General features: G+C 51.7%; 17 protein-coding genes. 7 read left to right on the top strand and 10 right to left on the bottom strand.

Annotation, left to right across the window (positions count from 1 at the left end; all coding sequences use genetic code 11):
• Window position 1 precedes the first annotated feature (1 nt).
• A complete protein-coding gene (locus B036_RS0122420) occupies window positions 2–757 on the bottom strand; it encodes a helix-turn-helix domain-containing protein (RefSeq protein WP_020570987.1) in 756 nt (251 codons plus the stop codon).
• A 285-nt stretch (window positions 758–1,042) separates the two neighbouring features.
• Here B036_RS0122420 and B036_RS0122415 point away from each other — a divergent pair, with 285 nt between their 5' ends.
• Window positions 1,043–3,313, top strand: a complete 2,271-nt coding sequence (locus tag B036_RS0122415; RefSeq protein WP_157472317.1) for an AAA family ATPase — start codon at window positions 1,043–1,045, stop codon at window positions 3,311–3,313.
• Between the two features lie 43 nt (window positions 3,314–3,356).
• On the opposite strand, the gene B036_RS0122410 is transcribed toward B036_RS0122415, so the two are convergent.
• From B036_RS0122410 to B036_RS0122400, 3 genes are all read right to left on the bottom strand, one after another.
• Window positions 3,357–5,303 (bottom strand): tetratricopeptide repeat-containing sensor histidine kinase, encoded by a 1,947-nt coding sequence (locus tag B036_RS0122410; protein WP_020570985.1) that lies wholly within the window; start codon window positions 5,301–5,303, stop codon window positions 3,357–3,359.
• A 54-nt stretch (window positions 5,304–5,357) separates the two neighbouring features.
• Entirely contained in the window at window positions 5,358–5,507 is a 150-nt protein-coding gene (locus B036_RS33750; RefSeq protein WP_020570984.1) for a hypothetical protein, read from the bottom strand.
• A gap of 110 nt (window positions 5,508–5,617) precedes the next feature.
• The gene (locus B036_RS0122400; protein ID WP_020570983.1) at window positions 5,618–6,382 is read right to left on the bottom strand and encodes a LytR/AlgR family response regulator transcription factor; all 765 of its coding nucleotides are present in this window, start codon (window positions 6,380–6,382) and stop codon (window positions 5,618–5,620) included.
• A gap of 319 nt (window positions 6,383–6,701) precedes the next feature.
• Between B036_RS0122400 and B036_RS0122395 the strand changes: the two genes are divergently transcribed.
• On the top strand, window positions 6,702–7,526 hold the full coding sequence (locus B036_RS0122395; protein ID WP_020570982.1) for an ion transporter: 825 nt from the start codon (window positions 6,702–6,704) through the stop codon (window positions 7,524–7,526).
• Window positions 7,527–7,585: 59 nt separating this feature from the next.
• Window positions 7,586–8,566, top strand: a complete 981-nt coding sequence (locus tag B036_RS30585) for a YihY/virulence factor BrkB family protein (protein WP_020570981.1) — start codon at window positions 7,586–7,588, stop codon at window positions 8,564–8,566.
• A gap of 162 nt (window positions 8,567–8,728) precedes the next feature.
• On the opposite strand, the gene B036_RS0122385 is transcribed toward B036_RS30585, so the two are convergent.
• Entirely contained in the window at window positions 8,729–10,417 is a 1,689-nt protein-coding gene (locus tag B036_RS0122385) for an RluA family pseudouridine synthase (protein WP_020570980.1), read from the bottom strand.
• A 358-nt stretch (window positions 10,418–10,775) separates the two neighbouring features.
• On the opposite strand from B036_RS0122385, the gene B036_RS0122380 reads away from it, so the two are divergent.
• Both B036_RS0122380 and B036_RS0122375 read left to right on the top strand, forming a co-directional pair.
• Complete coding sequence (locus B036_RS0122380; protein WP_020570979.1) at window positions 10,776–11,144, top strand: BlaI/MecI/CopY family transcriptional regulator; 369 nt, start codon at window positions 10,776–10,778, stop codon at window positions 11,142–11,144.
• Window positions 11,141–12,745: a M56 family metallopeptidase gene (locus B036_RS0122375; protein ID WP_020570978.1), complete on the top strand. Its 1,605-nt coding sequence runs from the start codon at window positions 11,141–11,143 to the stop codon at window positions 12,743–12,745. The genes B036_RS0122380 and B036_RS0122375 overlap by 4 nt, the downstream gene beginning before the upstream one ends.
• Here B036_RS0122375 and B036_RS30580 read toward each other — a convergent pair.
• The gene (locus tag B036_RS30580; protein ID WP_264758377.1) at window positions 12,742–13,542 is read right to left on the bottom strand and encodes a glutamate--tRNA ligase family protein; all 801 of its coding nucleotides are present in this window, start codon (window positions 13,540–13,542) and stop codon (window positions 12,742–12,744) included. The genes B036_RS0122375 and B036_RS30580 overlap by 4 nt on opposite strands.
• Window positions 13,543–13,752: 210 nt before the next feature.
• Here B036_RS30580 and B036_RS0122365 point away from each other — a divergent pair, with 210 nt between their 5' ends.
• Window positions 13,753–14,571: a C1 family peptidase gene (locus B036_RS0122365; protein ID WP_020570976.1), complete on the top strand. Its 819-nt coding sequence runs from the start codon at window positions 13,753–13,755 to the stop codon at window positions 14,569–14,571.
• 250 nt (window positions 14,572–14,821) lie between these two features.
• On the opposite strand, the gene B036_RS0122360 is transcribed toward B036_RS0122365, so the two are convergent.
• The 3 genes from B036_RS0122360 to B036_RS0122350 all read right to left on the bottom strand — a co-directional run bounded on the left by B036_RS0122360 (window position 14,822) and on the right by B036_RS0122350 (window position 18,037).
• Window positions 14,822–15,211, bottom strand: coding sequence for an SGNH/GDSL hydrolase family protein (locus B036_RS0122360; protein ID WP_026232245.1), 390 nt, complete (start codon window positions 15,209–15,211; stop codon window positions 14,822–14,824).
• A gap of 409 nt (window positions 15,212–15,620) precedes the next feature.
• Complete coding sequence (gene queG, locus B036_RS0122355) at window positions 15,621–16,541, bottom strand: tRNA epoxyqueuosine(34) reductase QueG (RefSeq protein ID WP_020570974.1); 921 nt, start codon at window positions 16,539–16,541, stop codon at window positions 15,621–15,623.
• Window positions 16,542–16,807: 266 nt separating this feature from the next.
• Window positions 16,808–18,037, bottom strand: coding sequence for an N-acetylmuramoyl-L-alanine amidase family protein (locus tag B036_RS0122350; RefSeq protein WP_169435089.1), 1,230 nt, complete (start codon window positions 18,035–18,037; stop codon window positions 16,808–16,810).
• A gap of 68 nt (window positions 18,038–18,105) precedes the next feature.
• Between B036_RS0122350 and B036_RS0122345 the strand changes: the two genes are divergently transcribed.
• Window positions 18,106–18,765 carry a heme exporter protein CcmB gene (locus B036_RS0122345; protein ID WP_020570972.1) on the top strand — a complete coding sequence of 220 codons (660 nt, stop codon included), beginning with the start codon at window positions 18,106–18,108 and terminating at the stop codon, window positions 18,763–18,765.
• A gap of 75 nt (window positions 18,766–18,840) precedes the next feature.
• On the opposite strand, the gene B036_RS30575 is transcribed toward B036_RS0122345, so the two are convergent.
• Entirely contained in the window at window positions 18,841–19,242 is a 402-nt protein-coding gene (locus B036_RS30575) for a DUF805 domain-containing protein (protein ID WP_020570971.1), read from the bottom strand.
• Window positions 19,243–19,369: the final 127 nt, after the last annotated feature.

Raw genomic sequence — 19,369 nt, 5'->3', positions numbered from 1 at the left:
ATTATCCTTCGATCTTGTTCAGGCTCATCAACCTATCGGTAAATGCTTTGGGTGTTTGTCCGGTAACATCCCGAAATACTTTATAGAACGTACTCTTATTCTTGAAGCCGCAACGCTGAGCAATCCCATAGAAGGTATGCCCGCGGAAATCTCCTGCTTTGATCCGTTCGATGATGGCATCGATGCGGTACGAATTAATGAAAGTTAGAAAGTTAGCACTACCGTGGTGGTTGATCACCTGGCTTAGGTATTTAGTGTTGGTATCTAAGCGGGCGGACAATTTGCGTAGGGTAAGATCAGCGTCAAGGTAAAGCTGCTCGTTGATCATAATCTCCTTTATGCGCTCGAATAATTGAAGCTCATCGAGTCCCCTTAGGCTGCTGGTCCGATACCTGTCCTTGAGGTTAAGGAGAGATATGCGGTTTTCATTTGGTACTGCATCTCCATCTACTTCAAAAGCCAGGTAGTTCACCAATTCCTTATTTTTGTTGTGGATTGGATGAATAACCAGTTTGCACTGATAGGCTTCGCCGTTCTTTCGGTAGTTGGTGATCGTTTCTTTAAAAGGCTCTTCACGTGCCAGACCTTGCCGGATTCGTTCGATAACGTCCGGCTCCGTCTTTGGGCCCTGTAGTATTTGCCCCGGGTTCATTCCAACCACCTCTCCGATCTCGTAGCCAGTGATGGCTTCAAAGTCACGGTTTACCCACAATATCCGACGTCTTGCATCGGTAAGAATTACAGCTACTTGATTCATTTTAGATAGATAGTTACAAACAGGAAAACGCACTGATAATCAATGAAGGTATCAGTATGAAAACATGGAATTTCGAAAAATATTTCGTGCTCCTTTAAAGATAGTAACCTCAAGTCACAATCCACTCATTTTAGCAACGAAACATTTGCATAAACCCTTGAAACTCAAGAAAAATCTAAATTATACCCGCAAAGTGCCTCGATGAACTAACTTCGTTGTGTCTTTTCAACCCAGCGGCAGCAAACAGGTATGAAAAGGCGAATTTATCAGCTGGCGTTCAAAATCATGAGCAACTCTCTCCCTTTTTCCTCCTCCACGATGACCTATACCCTGGCAGTAACCGCCAGCTCACGCCACACTGCTGTCAGAGGAGCGGGAAAATGGACCTGGGCGCTGGAACAGGCTAGGAAAACGCTGACAAAAGGAGGCCAAGTATGGATTCAGGCAGAAGCTCCAGCGCTCCAAAAATCGATAACTGACTGGTTGAAAAAAACTACAGAGAACGTTATCCCTGATCCTGGCTTCGGGTATGAAAAAGCTTGGATTCATGATCAAATCCAACCACCTGCCTTTGGTGACTATTCCCTCGCTGCGACAGTCGGACTTTGGTTTAAGGGTATGGGAACCGATGCTGCTGCCCTGCTCAGCCCCTTCATTTCCACCGAAGGGTTCTCCTTCACACCAAAAGAATTCATTGACCTGCGGGAACGACTACAAACGGCCATTCGCAGGTATGAACGCCTGCCTAATGTGTCGCGTGGGCTGGAGGACTTAAACACCGGTTTTTTTCGTCACCGCTCGCTGGAAGAGAGCCAGGAATTTATCACAGAAAGGCTTAGTATTTATTTGAATAAGGGGGATGATCTGCATCGTGACTACCTCATGAAAATCAACCGCTACACACGGAAGTCTATTTTTTCGGGGAGAGCTCAGCTCCGGAAACGCAAGGAGCAGCTAGCCGACATTTCGGAGGTGCTAAGTTCAGCCAAAAGCGAATCCGGCAGGGTGGCTAAAAGAGCGAGGCGTGAAGCCCAACAGCGCTGGCAGGAATACCACGAGGAACACAAGCTCACGCCTGCGCCCGATCAACCGATGGAGGTACAGCTCAACCATGAACTTGAGGACATTAGCAAACGGCAAGACCAGTTGTTCAGAGATCTTCAATCAGCGGGGCTCGGCCTGAATTCCCTTACCGCTGATCCCAGATTTGTCGATCCCACCATGCTCTCTTCTCTCGAGACCCGCCTGACTGATCTGATCAGGGAAGTAGATGAGGCCGGCCTATACCAACTCCCCCTTAGCGGGACCGAGGCAGCTACCACCCACCGGCAACTATTGCGGTTAGAAGGTCTACTCGACAAACTTAGAAATACACAACGCCACTTATCGGAATTGCCAGATTTTTACGGTCGCCGTCATTTCTGGTACGCCCAGCCAGCTCATTTGCGGCGCCTCCTGGCACCGCTTCTTAATCTGCCTACGTCAGACTGGGAGACGGCATTTACTTCCTGGTATTTTGATCGGTGCATCGAAAGGTGGACCAAAGACCACACTCCCGTACTCCCCGCTTCCAGGCAAGAAGCAGTGGACAGTGATCCAAACGATACGAAGACCGGCCGTGTCGTATTTGTAACCGCGAAAGGAGCCAAGCCCGGAGAAATGACCGAAGAGGATTTGTTTATCGCTCTGGATGCAGCAACCACCCTGAGGGCTAACCTACCCTGTCCTTCCATTCGCCTTGCTCCATTGCATGACGAGGAGGCAGTTTTCGTTGCTGTTGCAGGAGTTCGGAACCCGGTATTGTTGTTCTCTCAAACGTTCTTCCCGCTCACGCCTCCAGCCTGGCATGCACGAACAAGTTCAATCCCTCCCCCAGGGTTTCCGGAAGGTACCATTCTTTGCCAGGCAGCAAATGCTACCGAGTGGATTCCTATTTCCAACTGGCCACTCAGCGCATCAACTGGTCTTCATCTGTTCCTGCCGCTTTTACCAACGCCAGCAGACGCACAGCGCCTGCTGGAGATCTGGGAATACCTGATCTCGACGACTGAGGAAATAACGTTCTTTCATAATTGGACTCCGGACGATATAACGCAAGCGCTGCTTTCCGATGGCTTTACCGCAGGCTTTTTGTCTGCAGCACTGCTCCGTGCAGCAGAAGCTGCGGAATTTGAGCCGTTTGACCGGCAGGCATTAGTAGCGCTGGGTCAGGAGATACTGCTACGTTGCGGACTTCCAGCCCCTGCTCCGCACCCATTGGCAGAACACTTTGGTGATAAGCTTAAAAGCTACTTGCCAGACCATTTCTTCGAAATCCATCAGCCCTGGAGAGACACCTTCCTGCCACTGGTCATCCTTTCACCTACCGGGAAAAAAAGTGTGCTTTTGCCTGACGGTGAATTGCCCGGCCACGGGACCATTACGACGAAAAAATTCCGCCTGCGTGAACTACAAACGGCAGGTTTTCAACTCCTCTCCTTACCTGCTTTAGATATTTGGGGAGACCCCGAAGGAGAACTGGCGCGGATTGCAGAGGAGGTCCGGAGAATCGGTTAGTAACGGGAATTAAGTATGAGAGATACTGATGAAAGGGAATTACTTATCCTCCTCTTCTCATCAAAACATCGGCTACCGGTATGCGAACGGTTACTTTAGTTCCCGCAGCAGTTCCGTCTGAATGGAATAGATCTTCGATCAGCACCCGATTATCGGGATCATCCGTAAGCAATTCCAGTCGGGACTGTGTGATGTCCGTCCCGCGTGATTGGTGATACGGCCTGATTACATCGTTCTCCTGCATTTCGCGGACCCGGGCCCGTCCAATACCGTCGTCAACGACGGTGGCAATGATATTGTCGTCATCGTCAGGGATTTGGGTAAAAGTAACCTGGATGTGCCCCTTGGGGCGCGTCCGTAGACCATGTTCTATCGCATTTTCTACGTACGGCTGCAGTATCATAGTCGGAACCCCCATAATGTCCTCCTCTAGCTCTCCCTGAATATCCACATTGAAAGAAAGCTGTCCGTCAAATCGCAGATGACAGTTGATGTCCAGATAATCGGATAAAAACAGTATTTCATCTTCCAGGGTAATGTATTCCCGGTTGGTATATTCCAGACTTCGCCGCATCAGCATGGCGAACTTTGCTAAGTATTTCGAGGCGGTGCTGGCATCCTTGGTGGTAATGAAAGACTGAATGCTGTTCAGGGCATTGTAGAGAAAATGAGGATTCATCTGTGCGCGTAGCGCGCGCAGCTGAAGCTGGCTGGCCCTGAGTTGTAAACTCTCTCTTTCTTTTTCTCTGGCTTCGGCTTCAAAACGGGCAGCAAACTGTTCCTGTTGTTTGGCATCCTGTAGCTCGTAGTACCTGTCCAGGTACATCTCTGCTTCCACCTGGCTGTAGTAGGCCAGGTCAAAAGCATCAATCTCAGCATAAGAGCGGGCCAATGTTTGGCAAATCTCTGCAGCGTGGCCCGTTAGGGTCAGGTTCTCCGTATCTTTCTCTTGCTCAATTCCCTCCAGGGTACCCTGCAGTTTCTCGATGGCGCCCACGAAGTCTTTTTTGTCCAAAAACAACTGCGCACGGACCAATTCAATGGAGACGAGGTCTTGTTTCTTAGGTTGCTTGCTTTGCAGGAAAATTTTCTCCGCATGATTGAGCAACCGAATGACCGCTCCCGGAGACTCGTTCGTATCGTAGTAGCAGAGACCAAGGTTGACATAGGCCGCAGCCAGAGCAGGCTTACTGCCATTGGCATTATTATCGATGATCGACTGGAAATTCCCAATGGCCTCTTCATAAGCCTCCATACTCATCAGCACCTTACCCAAATTGAGTTGATGCCAGGGAAGCCGTGCTCCTAAACCTTTCTCTTCACATCTGGTGATTGCTTGCTGAAAGGCACTGGCAGCTTTATCTTCACTATCCGGCCTGGTCCAAAGTGTACCTAGACCTGAATGTACCAGGGTATAGAAGTAATGGTCTTTGGTGTTGAGTTCAAACTCTTTTCCGGAAAGCAGACGATCTGCTTCTAAGAATTTAGGCGTAGCTTTTGCGTAACTATGATCATGGAGGTAGAAAAACCCTTGTCGGCACAGCACTCTGGCACGTAGGCGCGCCGAGGAGTAGGACCCCATCAACCGGAGGCTTCGTTCGTAGAAATCTCTGGCCAGGTCCATGTTCCCCAGGTTAACCAGAATACCGAGATAATCGAGGTAAACTTCTATTTTTTCGCCAATATCACCATGCTCATCTACTCTCAATACAGCCTTTTCAAAAGCCTTCAATGCTTTTTGATCGTCGTATTCCTGGTTTTCCAGGTTACCTAAATGCAGAAAGTAAAGGTAGTCTGACTCTCTGGGGTGCCCGGCAGCATATATAGCTGCAAGTTGCCCAAGAAGCTTCCTGGCCCGAACGGGCTTAGTGTAGACATAATCTGATATAAGATCATTAATGTACCTGACCCGCAAATAGGGGTCGGTAGCGGTGGAGAGCTTATCTTCCAGTATCGAAGCTGTATGAAGCGGAGGTTGAACTACTGACATGGGCTGGGTAAAATCCGGAATATATCTCCGCAAGTTACGTAAACTGCCCGTGCTTTATTGTGGCATGATACCGCCGCAGACACGACGAAGCCAGCTTCCCCGACGCTTTCCGCCGGTCACCTGATCCATACTCTTCCGGTCCAGAATTTTATCCTTCTGGTCCCGTTTTAGTTCCTCGATTGTTTTCTTCCCGTTTTGAGACATAGAGAGATCCTTAATAACACGTTTGTAATTCTAACCGCTAATCGGATGGGGGACACCGATCTGGGTGTTTTAAATACCGCTCCAAAAATAGCACATAGTTTTGATACTACCTAAAGAACGTCTTGAAGGACACGAAGTTGTGTCATGAAGGCAGGCCGGCGGCGGCGGCTGACCTCAATCCTTACATCGTCATCCATAATCAGGTACCCACCGTCACCTTTTACGAATTTTTTCATATAATTCATGTTGATCACGTGGCGTTTATGCACGCGATAGAAGTTAAACGGCGTCAACATGTCCTCGTAGGCTTTGATGGTTTTAGAGGCCGTGATCCGACCACCACCGTGGAGGAAAATGTGAGTATAATTATCTTCTGCTTCGAACCGAACAATATCCCTGATTTTCACAAAATGTATCCCATCAAGCGCCGCAATGGACATTTTCTCGAAAGAATTGGGGTGACTGGTGTACTGCTGCATCACCTGTAACCTTTCCTCCGTGCGGCCCTGACGGCGGGGGCGAACGCGTGAAACAGCCTCCACTAACTTGTCCGGATCAATGGGTTTGAGGATATAACCGATGCTGGAATATTCACAGGCCTTCATTGCAAACTGATCATAGGCCGTAACGAAAATCACGTCAAATTCGATACTGGTGAGTTGGTTCAACAGCTGAAAGACTTTACCGTCCTGGAGGTTGATGTCCAGAAAAGCAACGTCGGGTTTTATATCCTCACGACTAAACAGTTTCAAGCCACTTTCGACGCCATCAGCATCGCCGATTACTTCGACTTCGTCGCAGTGCTCAGCCAGCAAGTGCTTAAGGTTGATGAGGCCGTTGCGTTCGTCCTCAATGATTACGGCGTTGAGTAACATACTTTTTATTTTAATCGTTTTTGGGTGGAACTATGGGACACTGCCAACTAAATTCCGGGCTCGGCACAGAACGTTTTCCCGGCATTTGGCGAGGTCGCAGGTGCAAAGACCGTTTTGGGTGGTAATCCTATAACCTGAGAACAAATGTACTATTTTTATATGAGACGTAAAATAGCTCACCAGCTACTTTATACCAATTTGTCATAGGCTTCCCCCTGCATTTTATCGCCCGGGATACAATAAATCGGATTTCGCGCGCCCTTCTGCTCCCGGCAACTCTACCCTTTTACCTACATTTGGCGGGCAGCAACCAGAATTTATGGCCAACCGGCGTTTACGTGACCGTATTCATGAGATCGTTTTTGAAGCAGATACCCCCACCGGTAAGCTCTTCGACATCAGCCTCCTGATTCTCATCGTTCTATCAGTCATCACGGTGATGTTAGAAAGCTCGGATGAATGGAATGAGGCTTACCATAATTTTTTCATTATACTCGAATGGATCTTCACCATTGTGTTCACCATCGAGTACCTGCTCCGACTATGGGTCACCATCAGGCCCTGGAAGTATGCGCTTAGTTTCTACGGCATCATTGACCTGATCGCCATTCTGCCGAGCTATCTGAGTTTTTTCCTCGCGGGGACACAGTACTTCGTGATCATCCGCGTCTTCCGCCTGCTGCGGGTATTCCGGATCTTCAAACTGGGTAAGTTCCTGACCGAGGGCGATCAGCTGCGGCGTGCGCTCATCGCCAGCCGAAACAAAATAACGGTATTCCTTTTTGCCGTCACCTTGTTAGTTGTCCTGATCGGTTCCGTGATGTACCTAGTCGAGGGAGGCTCGAACACCGGCTTTAGTTCCATCCCCAAATCCGTTTACTGGGCCATCGTTACCCTTACGACCGTCGGCTACGGTGACATTACGCCCCAAACCTCCATTGGCCAGTTTCTTTCTGCAGTAGTCATGATTCTGGGCTACGCGATCATCGCCGTACCTACCGGGATTGTCACCAATGAAATGATCGGAAACTCTGGCGCTAAATTTACCAACACGCAAGTTTGTCGGTACTGCACCAGGGAAGGCCACGCCAACGACGCCATTTATTGTAAATACTGCGGAGGCCGACTAAACGAAGAAGCTTAATCAATGCTGACTAACAGCGAACCTGCACATCCTCCTGCCCGTTTCACCAAAAAAAATCGTTGAAACAGACCAATTTTTTCAAGAAAATATTCCAATTCACCAAAGACCTAATCAACGCCTACACGGAAGATGACGCGTTGAACCTCGGGGCCGCCCTGGCCTACTATACCGTCTTCAGTTTCGCGCCTATGTTGGTAGTTGCGACCAGCGTTGCCAGCTACTTTTTCGGTCAGGAGGCCATCAATGGTCGCCTCAACAGTGAGCTAATCAGTCTTCTTGGGCCAAATGCCGCCCAGACCTTGTCGGAGATCATCAGCAATGCTTACGTCTCTGGAGACACCCTCTGGGCCACGGCCATCAGCCTCGGTACGCTACTTTTCGCCGCTACCGGTGTTTTCAGTAACCTGAAGATTAGCCTGAACAAAATCTGGAACATTCAATCCACGCCGACCAACGGAATCCTTGCCTTCATCTTCACGCGACTGTTGAGCTTCAGCTTCGTGATTGGCATGGGCTTTCTGCTAATGACGACCCTTATCATCAATGCATTCGTAATTGGTTTTATGGACCAGATAGCCTCCTTCATCCCTGCACTCGGACCACTGATGCTAGCCGTCACCAGCTGGTTTGTCTCCACCATCGTCACCGCCTTCATCTTCCTACTGCTATTTCGCTTTCTGCCTGATGCCCGAGCGCGTTGGCGCGACCTGTGGGCTGGTGCTATTTTCACCGCTCTTCTCTTTGGATTGGGACGCTTCCTGATTGGTTTTTACATCGGCAACAGTGATTTCTCCAGTACCTACGGAGCAGCTGGCGCACTGATCACGCTATTGGTATGGACCTACTATAACAGCCAAATTCTCTTCCTTGGGGCGGAGTTCACCCAGGTTTGGGCCCGGTGGCGAGGTAATCCCATCGTCCCTACGAAAGATGCCGTAAAGGTGAAACGGGAACTGGTGCGTGTAGCTGATGAGACCGTCAACCCACAACCGGAGACATCGCTTAAGGTGAGTTCCGATGATCAGATACAGCCCGCTTAGCGATTTTCAGGCGCGGCCGCAGGTGCAAGGAAGGGTAGATTAGCCGTGAGGTTCTTATGCTCCAGTAAGGTGGGGACAACCAATTGCATTCAGGCGCTAACTAAGCAGCTGTCGGACGGCGAACAATGGCTTGGTTATCCGGTCAATCTTGTCATTGTTCTATCAAAACTCCGCAGGAGCCTCAAACACCACCTCTTCCCGGGTATCCGGATGCACAAAACTGATCCACTCCGCGTGCAGGTGCAGACGTTCGGCCGGCTGCCCGTACAGGTCATCGCCCACAATCGGAGCGTTGAGGCCATGCGGATGAGCTGCATGAACCCGTAGCTGGTGCGTCCGGCCGGTAACCGGCCAGAAGTGGACGCGGGTCCGGCCTTCCTCCCGGCCAATTACCTTCCAGTGGGTACGCGATGTTTTTCCGTGTTCGTGGCAAACGATCTGTCGCGGCCGGTCCTCAATATCGCCGCGCAGCGGCAGGTCAATCGTCCCTTCCTCCCCTTTCACTACGCCTTCCAAAAGCGCGACGTAGCGCTTTTGCACCGAGCGTTTGAAGAACTGGTGCTGGAGAAGCTTATGGGTATCCTTAGTTTTGGTTAACAACAACAGGCCACTGGTACTCATGTCGAGCCGGTGCACAATGAGTGGGCCCGTTGCGTCAGGGTATTTCTTTTTGATGCGCAGCCAAACGGAATCCTCGATATTTTTCCCTGGAACGGACAAAAACTCAGCGGGTTTATTAACCACCAGCAACTGATCGTCTTCATAGATTGTCGGAAGAACTTTACCCAGGGCAGGGTTATCCAGCATCGGGTTAGGGTCAACGGGCAAACCAACGAGCATGTGGCCCAGGATGGGTTCACACTTCCCCCGGCAAGCGGGGTAAAAATGGCCGTGTTTCCTGATCTCGGAACGGGGGCTTTGCCCCCACCAAAACTCCGCCATAACCACCGGGCGCAGCCCGTGGAGATAAGCGAATTGCAGCAGCTTAGGTGCCGCACATTCCCCCGCCCCTGCGGGCGGGGTCTTGAAGATGGTGTCCTTGAAGATGTCCGTCAGATCACGCTCCGTACCGTCGGCATCAAGAAAACGGTATTCCTCGAAGATGCGACGCTGGAGGTCGTTGGACATTGTTTTGCGCAGGTCCTTCAACCGATTTATCTCACCGGTGAGTTCCTCCAGGTTTTCAGTGGCCGTTTGGAGGCGGGCATCCCAGGCACGGACCAGGTCTTTGTAACCGAAGTGCCGACCAACGGACATGCGGACCAACTCCTTTTCTAATGCTTCAACAGCTTCGGGAGACATGGTTTCCCGGGCAGCTTCCCGCCGGAGTTTACGCGCTTTCTTCGCAGCTTTAACCGATGCCTTTTCCTTTGCTAATTCGTCCTTTGCCTGCACCTGCGCCCGCGCCAACTGATCACGTGCTGCCGCCAATTCTGGCGCATTTTCCAACGCTTCGATCCGGGCATTAATGGCGTTCACTTCCTTTTCGCCCTGCTTGTAAAAGCCTTCGGCGAGCAAGACATCGTACACCGGCGGAACAAATCCCGGCAGATGATTGGAGTCGGCCAGTTTACCAGAATATGCAGCCAGGTAACCGAGGCTACCGTTATTTTTCCTGACTACCAGGACGCCAAACATTTTACCTTTAGCCCCTACCCCAGCAGTTTCACCGTGGCCAAAATCGTGTACCCAATCCGACTGCGTTTCCAGGTGCCGCTGCAGGTCAGCTACCGCAGCCACTGCCACCGGATGGGGAACATAGTGAAACGGGAAAGTGAAACGCTCAGGAAGTTGCGTATTCAACACCTCAGGGGGTAAATCATGAATAAAGGAAGTCAGGGGTAATTTCATTGGCGGGCGAAGGTCGCAAATTTTCCCGTCATGACCAGGTACATCTATTGCATGATTCGTGCTGTTTATCTCCCAACCTACATGGGCAGAAAGTCACGATGCAGGAACATCTACAACAACAAGATGGCAGCACTTATCCAGGTTCCATCCGCTATTACGTGCCCTCCCAGAATATTTATTAACTGCCGATTGACCACTCACTAAATCCTCAGCTGACGAGTTCCTGGCTAAGGCGACTCAGGAATCTCATGGGTGAAAAATAGATTAAGCGACATTTTCGTGATCAGATTTCAGGGAGAATTTGCAAATTCACGCTAATTGATCTACATTTGTAGAACAAAGTCCACAAACATAGACCATGCCGCTTTCAAATACCGAAGAACAACTGATGAAGTACCTGTGGGAGTTGGAGCCCTGCTTCATGAAGGACCTGCTGGAGGCCCTACCCGACCCCAAGCCGGCAAAAACCACCGTGGCTACGCTGATCCGACGGATGACGGATAAGAAAGTAGTTGGCTACCGCCTGCGGGGCAACAGTCGGGAGTACTACTCGCTGGTCAGTAAAAAGGCGTATTTCGGCAAGCAGGTAAAAGGCATGATTTCCGACTTTTTTGCCGATTCTCCGACCGCTTTTGCGTCCCTGTTTACTGACGGGGCCGACTTGACGCGTGAGCAGCTGGAAGAACTTCAGCAAATGATCGACAGCCAATTAAAGGACAAGAAATGATCTGGCTAAGTTATTTATTGAAGACGGTGCTGATCCAGTTGATCGCCTTCGGCTGTTATAAACTTCTCCTGGATCAAGAGCCACTCGGACATTGGAAACGGGCTTATCTGCTGGGCAGCCTGCTATTGTCCTTCGTCATTCCATTGGTGGCCGTACCGCCGTTATTTGCTCAGCCCGTACGCGTCTTCGCGCCGACTATCGGCAGCGGCATACCTATTGAACCAGGCACCGGTTTCTCCGGCACGCCGGAGTTCCCTCCCGTCGAAGTGTATTCCCTGAGTGATTTGTTGTGGCCACTGGTGGTAGTTCTGTATGGCCTTGGCGTTTTGGTTTACCTCGTCCGTATGCTGAAGGCGCTCTGGTCGGTAAGAAACTGCCTTTCTAAGGCGACCAGTTCACAAGAAATTGCACCGGGCATTCGGCTAATTGGGCTGGCGGAGCCGACGGCGACGCACACCTTTGGGCACTGGATATTTTTCTACGAAGCCGCCCCTCCAGCGAAGGAGGTCCTGGCCCACGAGCTGGCTCACGCCCGACAGTGGCACAGTATCGACCGCCTTTTCGTTGGGGCGTTACGGGTGGTCTTCTGGTTCAACCCGCTGCTTGGTCATTATGAGCGCGCTATCCGGGTGAACCATGAGTTGCTTGCCGACCAGGCAGTACTTCAGCAGGGCATCGATCCTGTTTCCTACCAACAACAATTACTTGCGGCCCTGCGGCGTCCGGCTTCACCGGAATTCAGCAGCGGCGTTGATTTCTACCTCACCAAAAAACGATTTCAAATGATGAATTTACACGCAGCAGGCAGTCCGCGCCCGTTGATGAAACTGTTCACTTCCGGTTTGCTTTGGGTAGCACTCTTGTTCCTGTTCGGGCAAGTAGGCTACGCTCAAAAGCCACCGCCACCAACCAAGGCACCTGTGTCAGTGCAGCACCGCTTCAAGGACGTCAAGCAGGCCATTCCCACCGCAAAACAGCTGGCAACCTGGGAAGCAAATAAGGACAATGAGTTTCGCATTGATCAGCAACGAGTCGATGCTTCCAGGCTAAAAGATTATAAACCAGAAGACTTCAGTCAGTACTATGTGCTGAAAGCACCTGAGGGATCTGGAGATAATGGCCTGCATGTTTTCCTGTTTACCGAGAAGGCGTATCCCTGGCCTGACGTACCGCCACCTCCACCGCCGTTCCCGCCCATGCCTCCCGGTAAAGCTCCAAAGGCTCCAGCGGCAACTCCCATTGCTGCTCCGGCGCCTCCCGCGCCTCCTGCTCCACCGGCGCCACCCGGTGTAGCCCCGCCAGCTCCTCCGGCAATTCCACCGCCACCACCACCAATGGACTGGAATGAATTTGAGGAAAAGACTCCCTCAGCCGCGCAGCTTAAGGAATGGCAAGACAGTAAGGAATATGGCGTCTGGGTAGACCGCCGGCAGATTTCGAACGATGAACTGGTCAACTATTCGCCCGATAATTTTAGCTTTTTCAGGGTAAGTAAGTTGATGAAAAATGCGAAAAACTACGGTAAGTACCCATACCAGGTGAACCTGATGACTAAGGAGCGACTGGCAGAGTTACGCAGGCAGCAGGCGCAACGAAATTAGGCAGTAGTCAGCCAACTCCGAGCGACGTCAAAAAAGTCGGCGGGTTCTCCGGAAGTGCCGACGATTGGTCCTTCGGCGTTCCCGGCAGACTTACTCAGTTTCGCACCATCAGTACTTGTCACCAGCGGGTGATGGACGAAGCTGATCCGCTCGAACAGCGGGGCGAAGCCCAGCATTTCTGACAACACCGCCTGAGCGGCCGTGCTCGGCAGCAGGTCTTCCCCACGGCCCACATAATTGATATTGAAGATGACATCGTCCACAACACAGGCCGGCTGGTAACTCGGCCGGCCGTCTTTTTTGCGGACGACGAAGTCTGGCATCTCCTGGTGCAGGTCAACGATGAAGGGCGTTGGCCGGACGAGGTCGGGAATGGTCACCGGGCCAAGCTCCCGGGTATTGATGCGCCAGGCTACGTTCACGTCGTCAAGGGAGCGTTCTCCGTTGAGGCAATCATAGCGATGCTCGCCGGAGGCGAGATCTTTACGGGAACAGGGGCAGGCGAAAACTAAGGGATGGCCACGGAGTCGACTCAATGCCTCCCGGTATTGGGACAGGCGGTGCTCCTGGCTCCAGTTGGCGTGGAAGTCAGCTGCGTCCCTCGGACCGTCGGTGACGGTGATGCCTAACCAGTCGACTACTTTGAAGATGTCTTCGAGGTATTCCTCACGAAAGCGGGCGCGGTCGAGGTCATCGATGCGAAGCAGGATATGGCCATTCTCTCCGGCAAGGAGAGCGTTCAGGGCGAAGTTAGCTGCGTTGCCCCGGTGGAGATAGCCCGAAGGTGTGGGTGCCAGGCGCGTTGATGGTTGATTGATAATTATTAATTATTGATTGGTGACTATTGAACACTGAATCCAGGCTATTGATGGCTGATCCCCGAATCCGGATTACTGAACACTAAGATAAACGACCGTTCCCTAAACCATCCGGTAATGGTTAAACGAAAAGCTGTTCACGGAGCGTTGAGAGTTATAGTTCCTTTCATCATCAGAGACCGATAGAATATGCTTTACCGTGGCTTCCTTACCCTGCTCCTGTTCACCCTGGCTTGCACCAGCGTCCGCGCCCAAAGACCCGCTGTCAGTTACGGCGAAACACGTGGCACAGCCGCTGTACTTGGTCTGGACGACGCGTCAATGCTCGACCAGATGATGTTCTACATCCCCGGCATCGGCAGCGATTCACGGGAAGATCTGCTCCGGCAGAACATCAAAAGCTACATGATGCCCATTCGCCAGGCACCCCACCCGCAAATGGAGTGGGCCTATGCACTGACCGGCACACTGGAGTACTATCAAAACCTGAACAGTAACTTCAAAGACAACCTGAGCCCAGATTTCCTTACCCTTAACCTCGCCGCCCAGGGCAAGCGCCCTACGATGGAGGACGGACTGCGTTTTTTAGTCCAGCAAGGAACCGTTTCAGCGGCCATCGTTCCTTATGGCAGCCCGACCATCCCAACGGCCGTGTACTCCGTGCCTAAGTACACCATCACGAACTTCGGCTACCTGTTCCGTCCCGAAACCCGGGCGCGCAACCGCGTTTTCGAAACGCGTAAAGCCCTCAGTCGCGGCAATCCGGTGATCGTGGAACTCCATACCGATGCGACCTTTTCTTCCCTGCGGACCAATGCCTATTCAACAGCTACCCCAACCGGGGAAACACACTTCCTCACCGTGGTTGGCTACGATGGCAACAGCGAAACGTTTGAACTTCGTGGCCTCTTCGGACGGCACTGGGCCGATGCGGGCTACGTCCGGATCAGCTACGATGATTTTGGGCGGTTGGCTACGACTGGGTATGTTTTGATTCCGAAAGGGTAGTCCAAAAGTCGCTGCGCTCCTTTTCGTTGTAGTGCGGGCTCCGCCCTTGTAGCGGGTAGTAGGAAGTGCTACCGCAAGTGAATGCTCGCCTCGCTCGTGTGGCCCTTATAGTTACTCCAACACCCTACTTCTTAGTGTAACTCCTTAATGCCTGAATGCCCTTAATGGTTACTCCAACACCCTAGCTCTTAGTGTAGCTCCTTAATGCCCTTAATGGTTACTCCAACACCTTAGCTCTTAGTGTAGCTCCTTAATGCCTGAATGCCTTAGTGGTTAAACCCTGTACCTCAGTATGAGGAGACAACAAGCCAACCCTCTGCACAAGACTATCAAATAAAGCAGCTCCCGCCAGCCGATCGTCATAAAGCAAGACATCCACTCCAGGCTGCAAAAGCCAGGGCAGTCGGGCCGTTAGTTCCGCAGCCGTTTCACCAGGATAGCCACTGGTGATGACGCGGTAGCCGCTTGAAGCCAGGCTGTCTTGCAGGGACTGCAGCGTGGTCGCTTCCCATTGCGTAGTATCCGTAAGCAAAACCAGATTTTGTAATGTTGCGGGCGGAGACGGTGGGTCCTTTGGCGCGCACGCAGGTGCCAGGAACGTTAAAAGAAGCAGGGCTAGGGGAAAGGTTAGTTGGTACATATTAGTTGAATTCTGAGGTTCGCTTCCGCTCACGTTGCAAAAGGCTCGCTAGCGCTCGCGTTGCAGGGGTTGCAGTTTTTGCAGCGCCGCCTTTACAAGAAGCGACAATGTAACACCTGCAACAGGAGCGAGGGCGACCCTGCAACCCCTGCAACGCGCCGCAGGCGCACTGCAACGGAAGCATAAGCGACCTCTGCAACAAGGAGCGAAGCGACCCTGCAACTACTCCAACGCGCCGCAGGCGCACTGCAACGGAAGCATAAGCGACCTCTGAAACAAGGAGCGAACCGACCCTGCAACCCCTGCAACGCGCCACAGGCGCACTGCAACGGGAGCATAAGCGACCTCTGCAACAAGGAGCGAACCGACCCTGCAACTACTGCAACGCGCCGCAGGCGCGTAGCGCCCCTCATCGGGACAAAAAATCAATATTACGCCGCAGCCCGGCATATTTAGTTCGCTTCACGGCCGACTTCTGGAATACCTTTCGGAACACCTCTTCCGTCATCTCCGTCATTTCTCTCGTCGTCATCTCTGGCAGGTCGGCATGTGGGGAAAAGGCGGGTTCTTTATGCGGGGTGCTGAATCTATTCCAGGGACAAACTTCCTGACAGATATCACAGCCGAAGGCCCATCCTTCCATCCGCCCGGCAAATTCCTCCGGGATGGCCTCGCGCAATTCAATCGTCAGGTAACTGATGCATTTACTACCATCGAGTAAAAAGCCCTGTGGGCTGATCGCCTCGGTTGGACAAGCGTCGATACAGGCCGTACAGGTACCGCAATAATCTTTAATTTGAGTGTCTGGTTCAAGGTCCAGGTCCGAGATAATCTCAGACAGGAAGAAATAGCTACCGGCTTTTGGGTTGATGAGGAGGGTATTTTTGCCAGCCCACCCTACCCCGGCGCGTTTGGCCCAGTCTCGTTCCATCACTGGCGCACTGTCCACAAATACCCGCCCATCCATCGGCGCGCCGATCAGTTCTTCGATCCGGAAAACCAATTCCTTCAGCTTTGCCCGAATCACCCGGTGGTAGTCTTCCCCGTAAGCATATCGGCTGATTTTTGGCGCCTCCTGGCTAGGTGATTCATCTTCCGGGAAGTAGTTGTACAGTAGTGAGATTACCGTCTTCGCCCCCGGCACCAGTTTAGTCGGGTCCACACGTTTATCGAAATGGTTCTCCATCCACCGCATGGTGCCATGGCGGCCCTGGCTCAGCCATTCCTCCAGCCGGTGGGCCTCTTCGTCCATCATCTCCGCTTTGGCTACCCCTACGAAGGAGAAGCCGGCGGCTTGGGCGAGTTGTTTGACATTGGAGGTTAAGGTCATGGTTGTCGGGTTGTCGGGTTGTCGGGTTGTCGGGTTGTCGGGTTGTCGGGTTGTCGGGTTGTCGGGTTGTCGGAAGAAACAATCCTCAGGCTACGCCTGCAAGTCTTACCGTCATTTTGATCAAATTTTGCTACTATTCACGGTAGGCGAAGCCGTACGAGCGAAGCGAGCTGCCTCATGCGGTAGCCTATCAATCTGCAAGGCCGAAGGCCGTCTACCAGGGCCGAAGGCCCGTTTACCGAGAAAAGGAGTCAGCGACTTTTCGCCTACTTAAACAGTCCCATCACCAGCCAATCCGCAATCAATTGCCGGTTACTCGGCTCCACTATCCGGACCTGGTCCGATGGATTGGTAATATTGCCCAGTTCGATGAAAACGCCACTTGGTTTGGTTTCACGGAGCACCCAAAGGTCACGTGCACCTACGGTGCCGGTATAGCCACGGCCTTTCCGTACCCGGTCATATTGCGTTTTTATCATGGTGTGCATCCGTTCGGCCTGTTTGGCGCCCACGAGGTCTCCCTCGAAATGATAGAAGAAGAGGTCAATTGTTTTGTTTTTTTGCCGGCTGTCTACGTGGATGGCCAACATTGTCTGGTCCGTAATGCCTTTAGCCAGGTTTTCATCATAAAGCTTATTGATGATGGTGCTGCGCTGTCCCAGCCGGGCTTTTTGTTGGTAAGGGATTGGTTGCCCTCCCCAGGCTGTCTCGTCTTTATCTCCTTTCAGGTAGCGCTCGTCACGGATGCCGTCAGTATCCCGGATAATCATGTAGGGCGTACCGCCGTGGGCCAGGATGTTACGGGTTACCCGCAGGGCTACATCGTAAGCATATTCATCTTCGTGTAGGTGATGACCTGATCGCTTACCGATCGTTCCCGGGTCGGGGCCACCGTGTCCGGAGACGACGTAGAAGATCCGGCCGGCGAGCTTATCGTCCATCTTAGGAACATAAGCATACTTTTCGCCAAAAATGTTGAAGGTCCGGTAGGCACTCGTCGTCACCTGGCTCGGCACCTGCGCCAGGCTGTCGGGGTTCCCTCCCGTTTTGGCGATCTCTCCGGTACCAACGATTTCTTCCGGCGCAGCTTTCAGGTTCTCCTCGTAGCAATTATCGATGTGGTAAGGAACATACAGGATTTTATCCTCCCGGAAATCCTTGGAGCGAACCTCCAATTCCAGCAATTCCTCATTGTAATACTGGATGTTCAGTGCCCGGGTAAAATCCTCATTCCCCGTTGAGCTCCGGATGCTCTTACCATTATAGTTAACTACTTCGATGGGCAGCTTATAGGTTCTCCCCACCAGGAGATTAGCATTCGGTTTCAGACTGTTCAGTCGGTAAAATTCTTCGAGGTTACAACTATAGTCTAACAACTGGTAGCGGCGCAACACAGCATAAATACCATCGCCTTTTTGTGCAGTCACGAGCAGATGCTCGGCCGCCAGGGTCGAAGTGAGAACAAGTAGAGATAATGTAAAAAAGAGCTGTTTCAATGGCATAAGGGAAAGACAATAATCCAGGGAAGGCGCAAGATAGTAAGTCAAGCGCTTACCTTAGCGCCATGAGCACCCTACGGCAAATAATTCACCTCCTGGGGTGGGAGGTGAGGACGGAATGGAGGAATAGATATGCCCTTGGAAGCGTACTACTCTATGTGGCAGCAACCACCGTTGTTATTTATTTTGCGGTGCAGCGGTTCAGCCCCATGACCTTTAACGCTTTATACTGGGTAGTGTTGTTTTTCGGAGCAACGGTTGCTTCAGGACGAAGCTTCCTTAGGGAGGGAGGTAAACGACATTACTACTATTACACCCTGGCCGGACCGGAGGCTTTACTGATCAGTAAATTCCTCTACAACACCCTGATCATTTGGCTCGTGAGTGGGCTGACCTGGGCTTTACTGGGTTTCTTTACCTCACAGAATTATGTACTCGAACCAGGCTATTTCATCCTGGCATTGATGCTGGCCGGAGCCGGACTGAGTGCGATCCTTACCTTCGTAGCCGCTTTGGCGGCCCGGGCTGGCGGCAGTGGCACCTTAATGGCGGTGCTTAGTTTTCCGCTGGTTATTCCACTGCTTTATTTACTGGTCAATGCTGGAGGCTACGCCGTTGGGCTGACCTCCGGACAAGAAACCTCTTACCTTCTATTGGCACTGGCCATCGACTTATTGGCGCTGGCTGTGGGCTTGGTGTTGTTTCCGTTTGTTTGGCGGGACTAGGCGCTTCAACAAAAGTGGCGATGTCCCCATAAGAGACATCGCCACGAAACTGATGCATAAAATTTATCGGCGAGATCAGACGATCTCATTATCATTGTACAGGGTATCGTTGTCGTTATCAACGAAGTCGTACTTGGGGCTACTGCCGTATTCGTTGCGGTTGCTGTCACTGTCTTGAGCGTACCAGTAAATCAGCACTAAACCACCAATTCCCGTCAGCCAAAGTAATTGCCACCAGCCGCTGCGACCGATATCGTGAAGACGACGGGTTGATACAGCAATAGAAGGAACCAGGAAGGCCAGGTTTACCAAACCTTCAAAGAATTCTCTTTCGTTGAAAATCAGGTTATCCCAAAAACTCGCAGCGGCTCCGAACAACATCGTTACCAAAACGAAACTCCAGAATTCTGCCCGGCGGCTTCTTCCTTCAAATTTCAGGTAATTGTTAAGTGCGAGGATAAAATTCTTCCAGATCATTTTTGAGGGTATTTTAAAGTTCTTTTGTTGTTGATGATACAAATATGCAGGGCGGGGCCGCAGGTGCAAAAAAAGGTCGACGAAAGCAAGGTGGGAAACGACGGACACTCCTAAAATTTATTCTCTA

It is taken from the genome of Neolewinella persica DSM 23188, from assembly GCF_000373105.1.
Lineage (GTDB): Bacteria > Bacteroidota > Bacteroidia > Chitinophagales > Saprospiraceae > Neolewinella > Neolewinella persica.
The sequence above is the reverse complement of the archived record's forward strand: the minus strand, read 5'-3'. Positions and strand labels throughout refer to the sequence as shown.

Excerpts from the sequence above, each read along its gene's own strand:
- B036_RS0122395 (WP_020570982.1), top strand. The coding sequence starts at position 6,702 with ATGGCCAACCGGCGTTTACGTGACCGTATTCATGAGATCGTTTTTGAA.
- queG (WP_020570974.1), bottom strand. The coding sequence starts at position 16,541 with ATGACCTTAACCTCCAATGTCAAACAACTCGCCCAAGCCGCCGGCTTC.
- B036_RS0122420 (WP_020570987.1), bottom strand. The coding sequence starts at position 757 with ATGAATCAAGTAGCTGTAATTCTTACCGATGCAAGACGTCGGATATTG.
- B036_RS0122380 (WP_020570979.1), top strand. The coding sequence starts at position 10,776 with ATGCCGCTTTCAAATACCGAAGAACAACTGATGAAGTACCTGTGGGAG.
- B036_RS0122385 (WP_020570980.1), bottom strand. The coding sequence starts at position 10,417 with ATGAAATTACCCCTGACTTCCTTTATTCATGATTTACCCCCTGAGGTG.
- B036_RS0122410 (WP_020570985.1), bottom strand. The coding sequence starts at position 5,303 with ATGTCAGTAGTTCAACCTCCGCTTCATACAGCTTCGATACTGGAAGAT.
- B036_RS0122400 (WP_020570983.1), bottom strand. The coding sequence starts at position 6,382 with ATGTTACTCAACGCCGTAATCATTGAGGACGAACGCAACGGCCTCATC.
- B036_RS33750 (WP_020570984.1), bottom strand. The coding sequence starts at position 5,507 with ATGTCTCAAAACGGGAAGAAAACAATCGAGGAACTAAAACGGGACCAG.
- B036_RS0122365 (WP_020570976.1), top strand. The coding sequence starts at position 13,753 with ATGCTTTACCGTGGCTTCCTTACCCTGCTCCTGTTCACCCTGGCTTGC.
- B036_RS0122415 (WP_157472317.1), top strand. The coding sequence starts at position 1,043 with ATGAGCAACTCTCTCCCTTTTTCCTCCTCCACGATGACCTATACCCTG.
- B036_RS0122375 (WP_020570978.1), top strand. The coding sequence starts at position 11,141 with ATGATCTGGCTAAGTTATTTATTGAAGACGGTGCTGATCCAGTTGATC.
- B036_RS30575 (WP_020570971.1), bottom strand. The coding sequence starts at position 19,242 with ATGATCTGGAAGAATTTTATCCTCGCACTTAACAATTACCTGAAATTT.
- B036_RS0122360 (WP_026232245.1), bottom strand. The coding sequence starts at position 15,211 with ATGTACCAACTAACCTTTCCCCTAGCCCTGCTTCTTTTAACGTTCCTG.
- B036_RS0122345 (WP_020570972.1), top strand. The coding sequence starts at position 18,106 with ATGAGCACCCTACGGCAAATAATTCACCTCCTGGGGTGGGAGGTGAGG.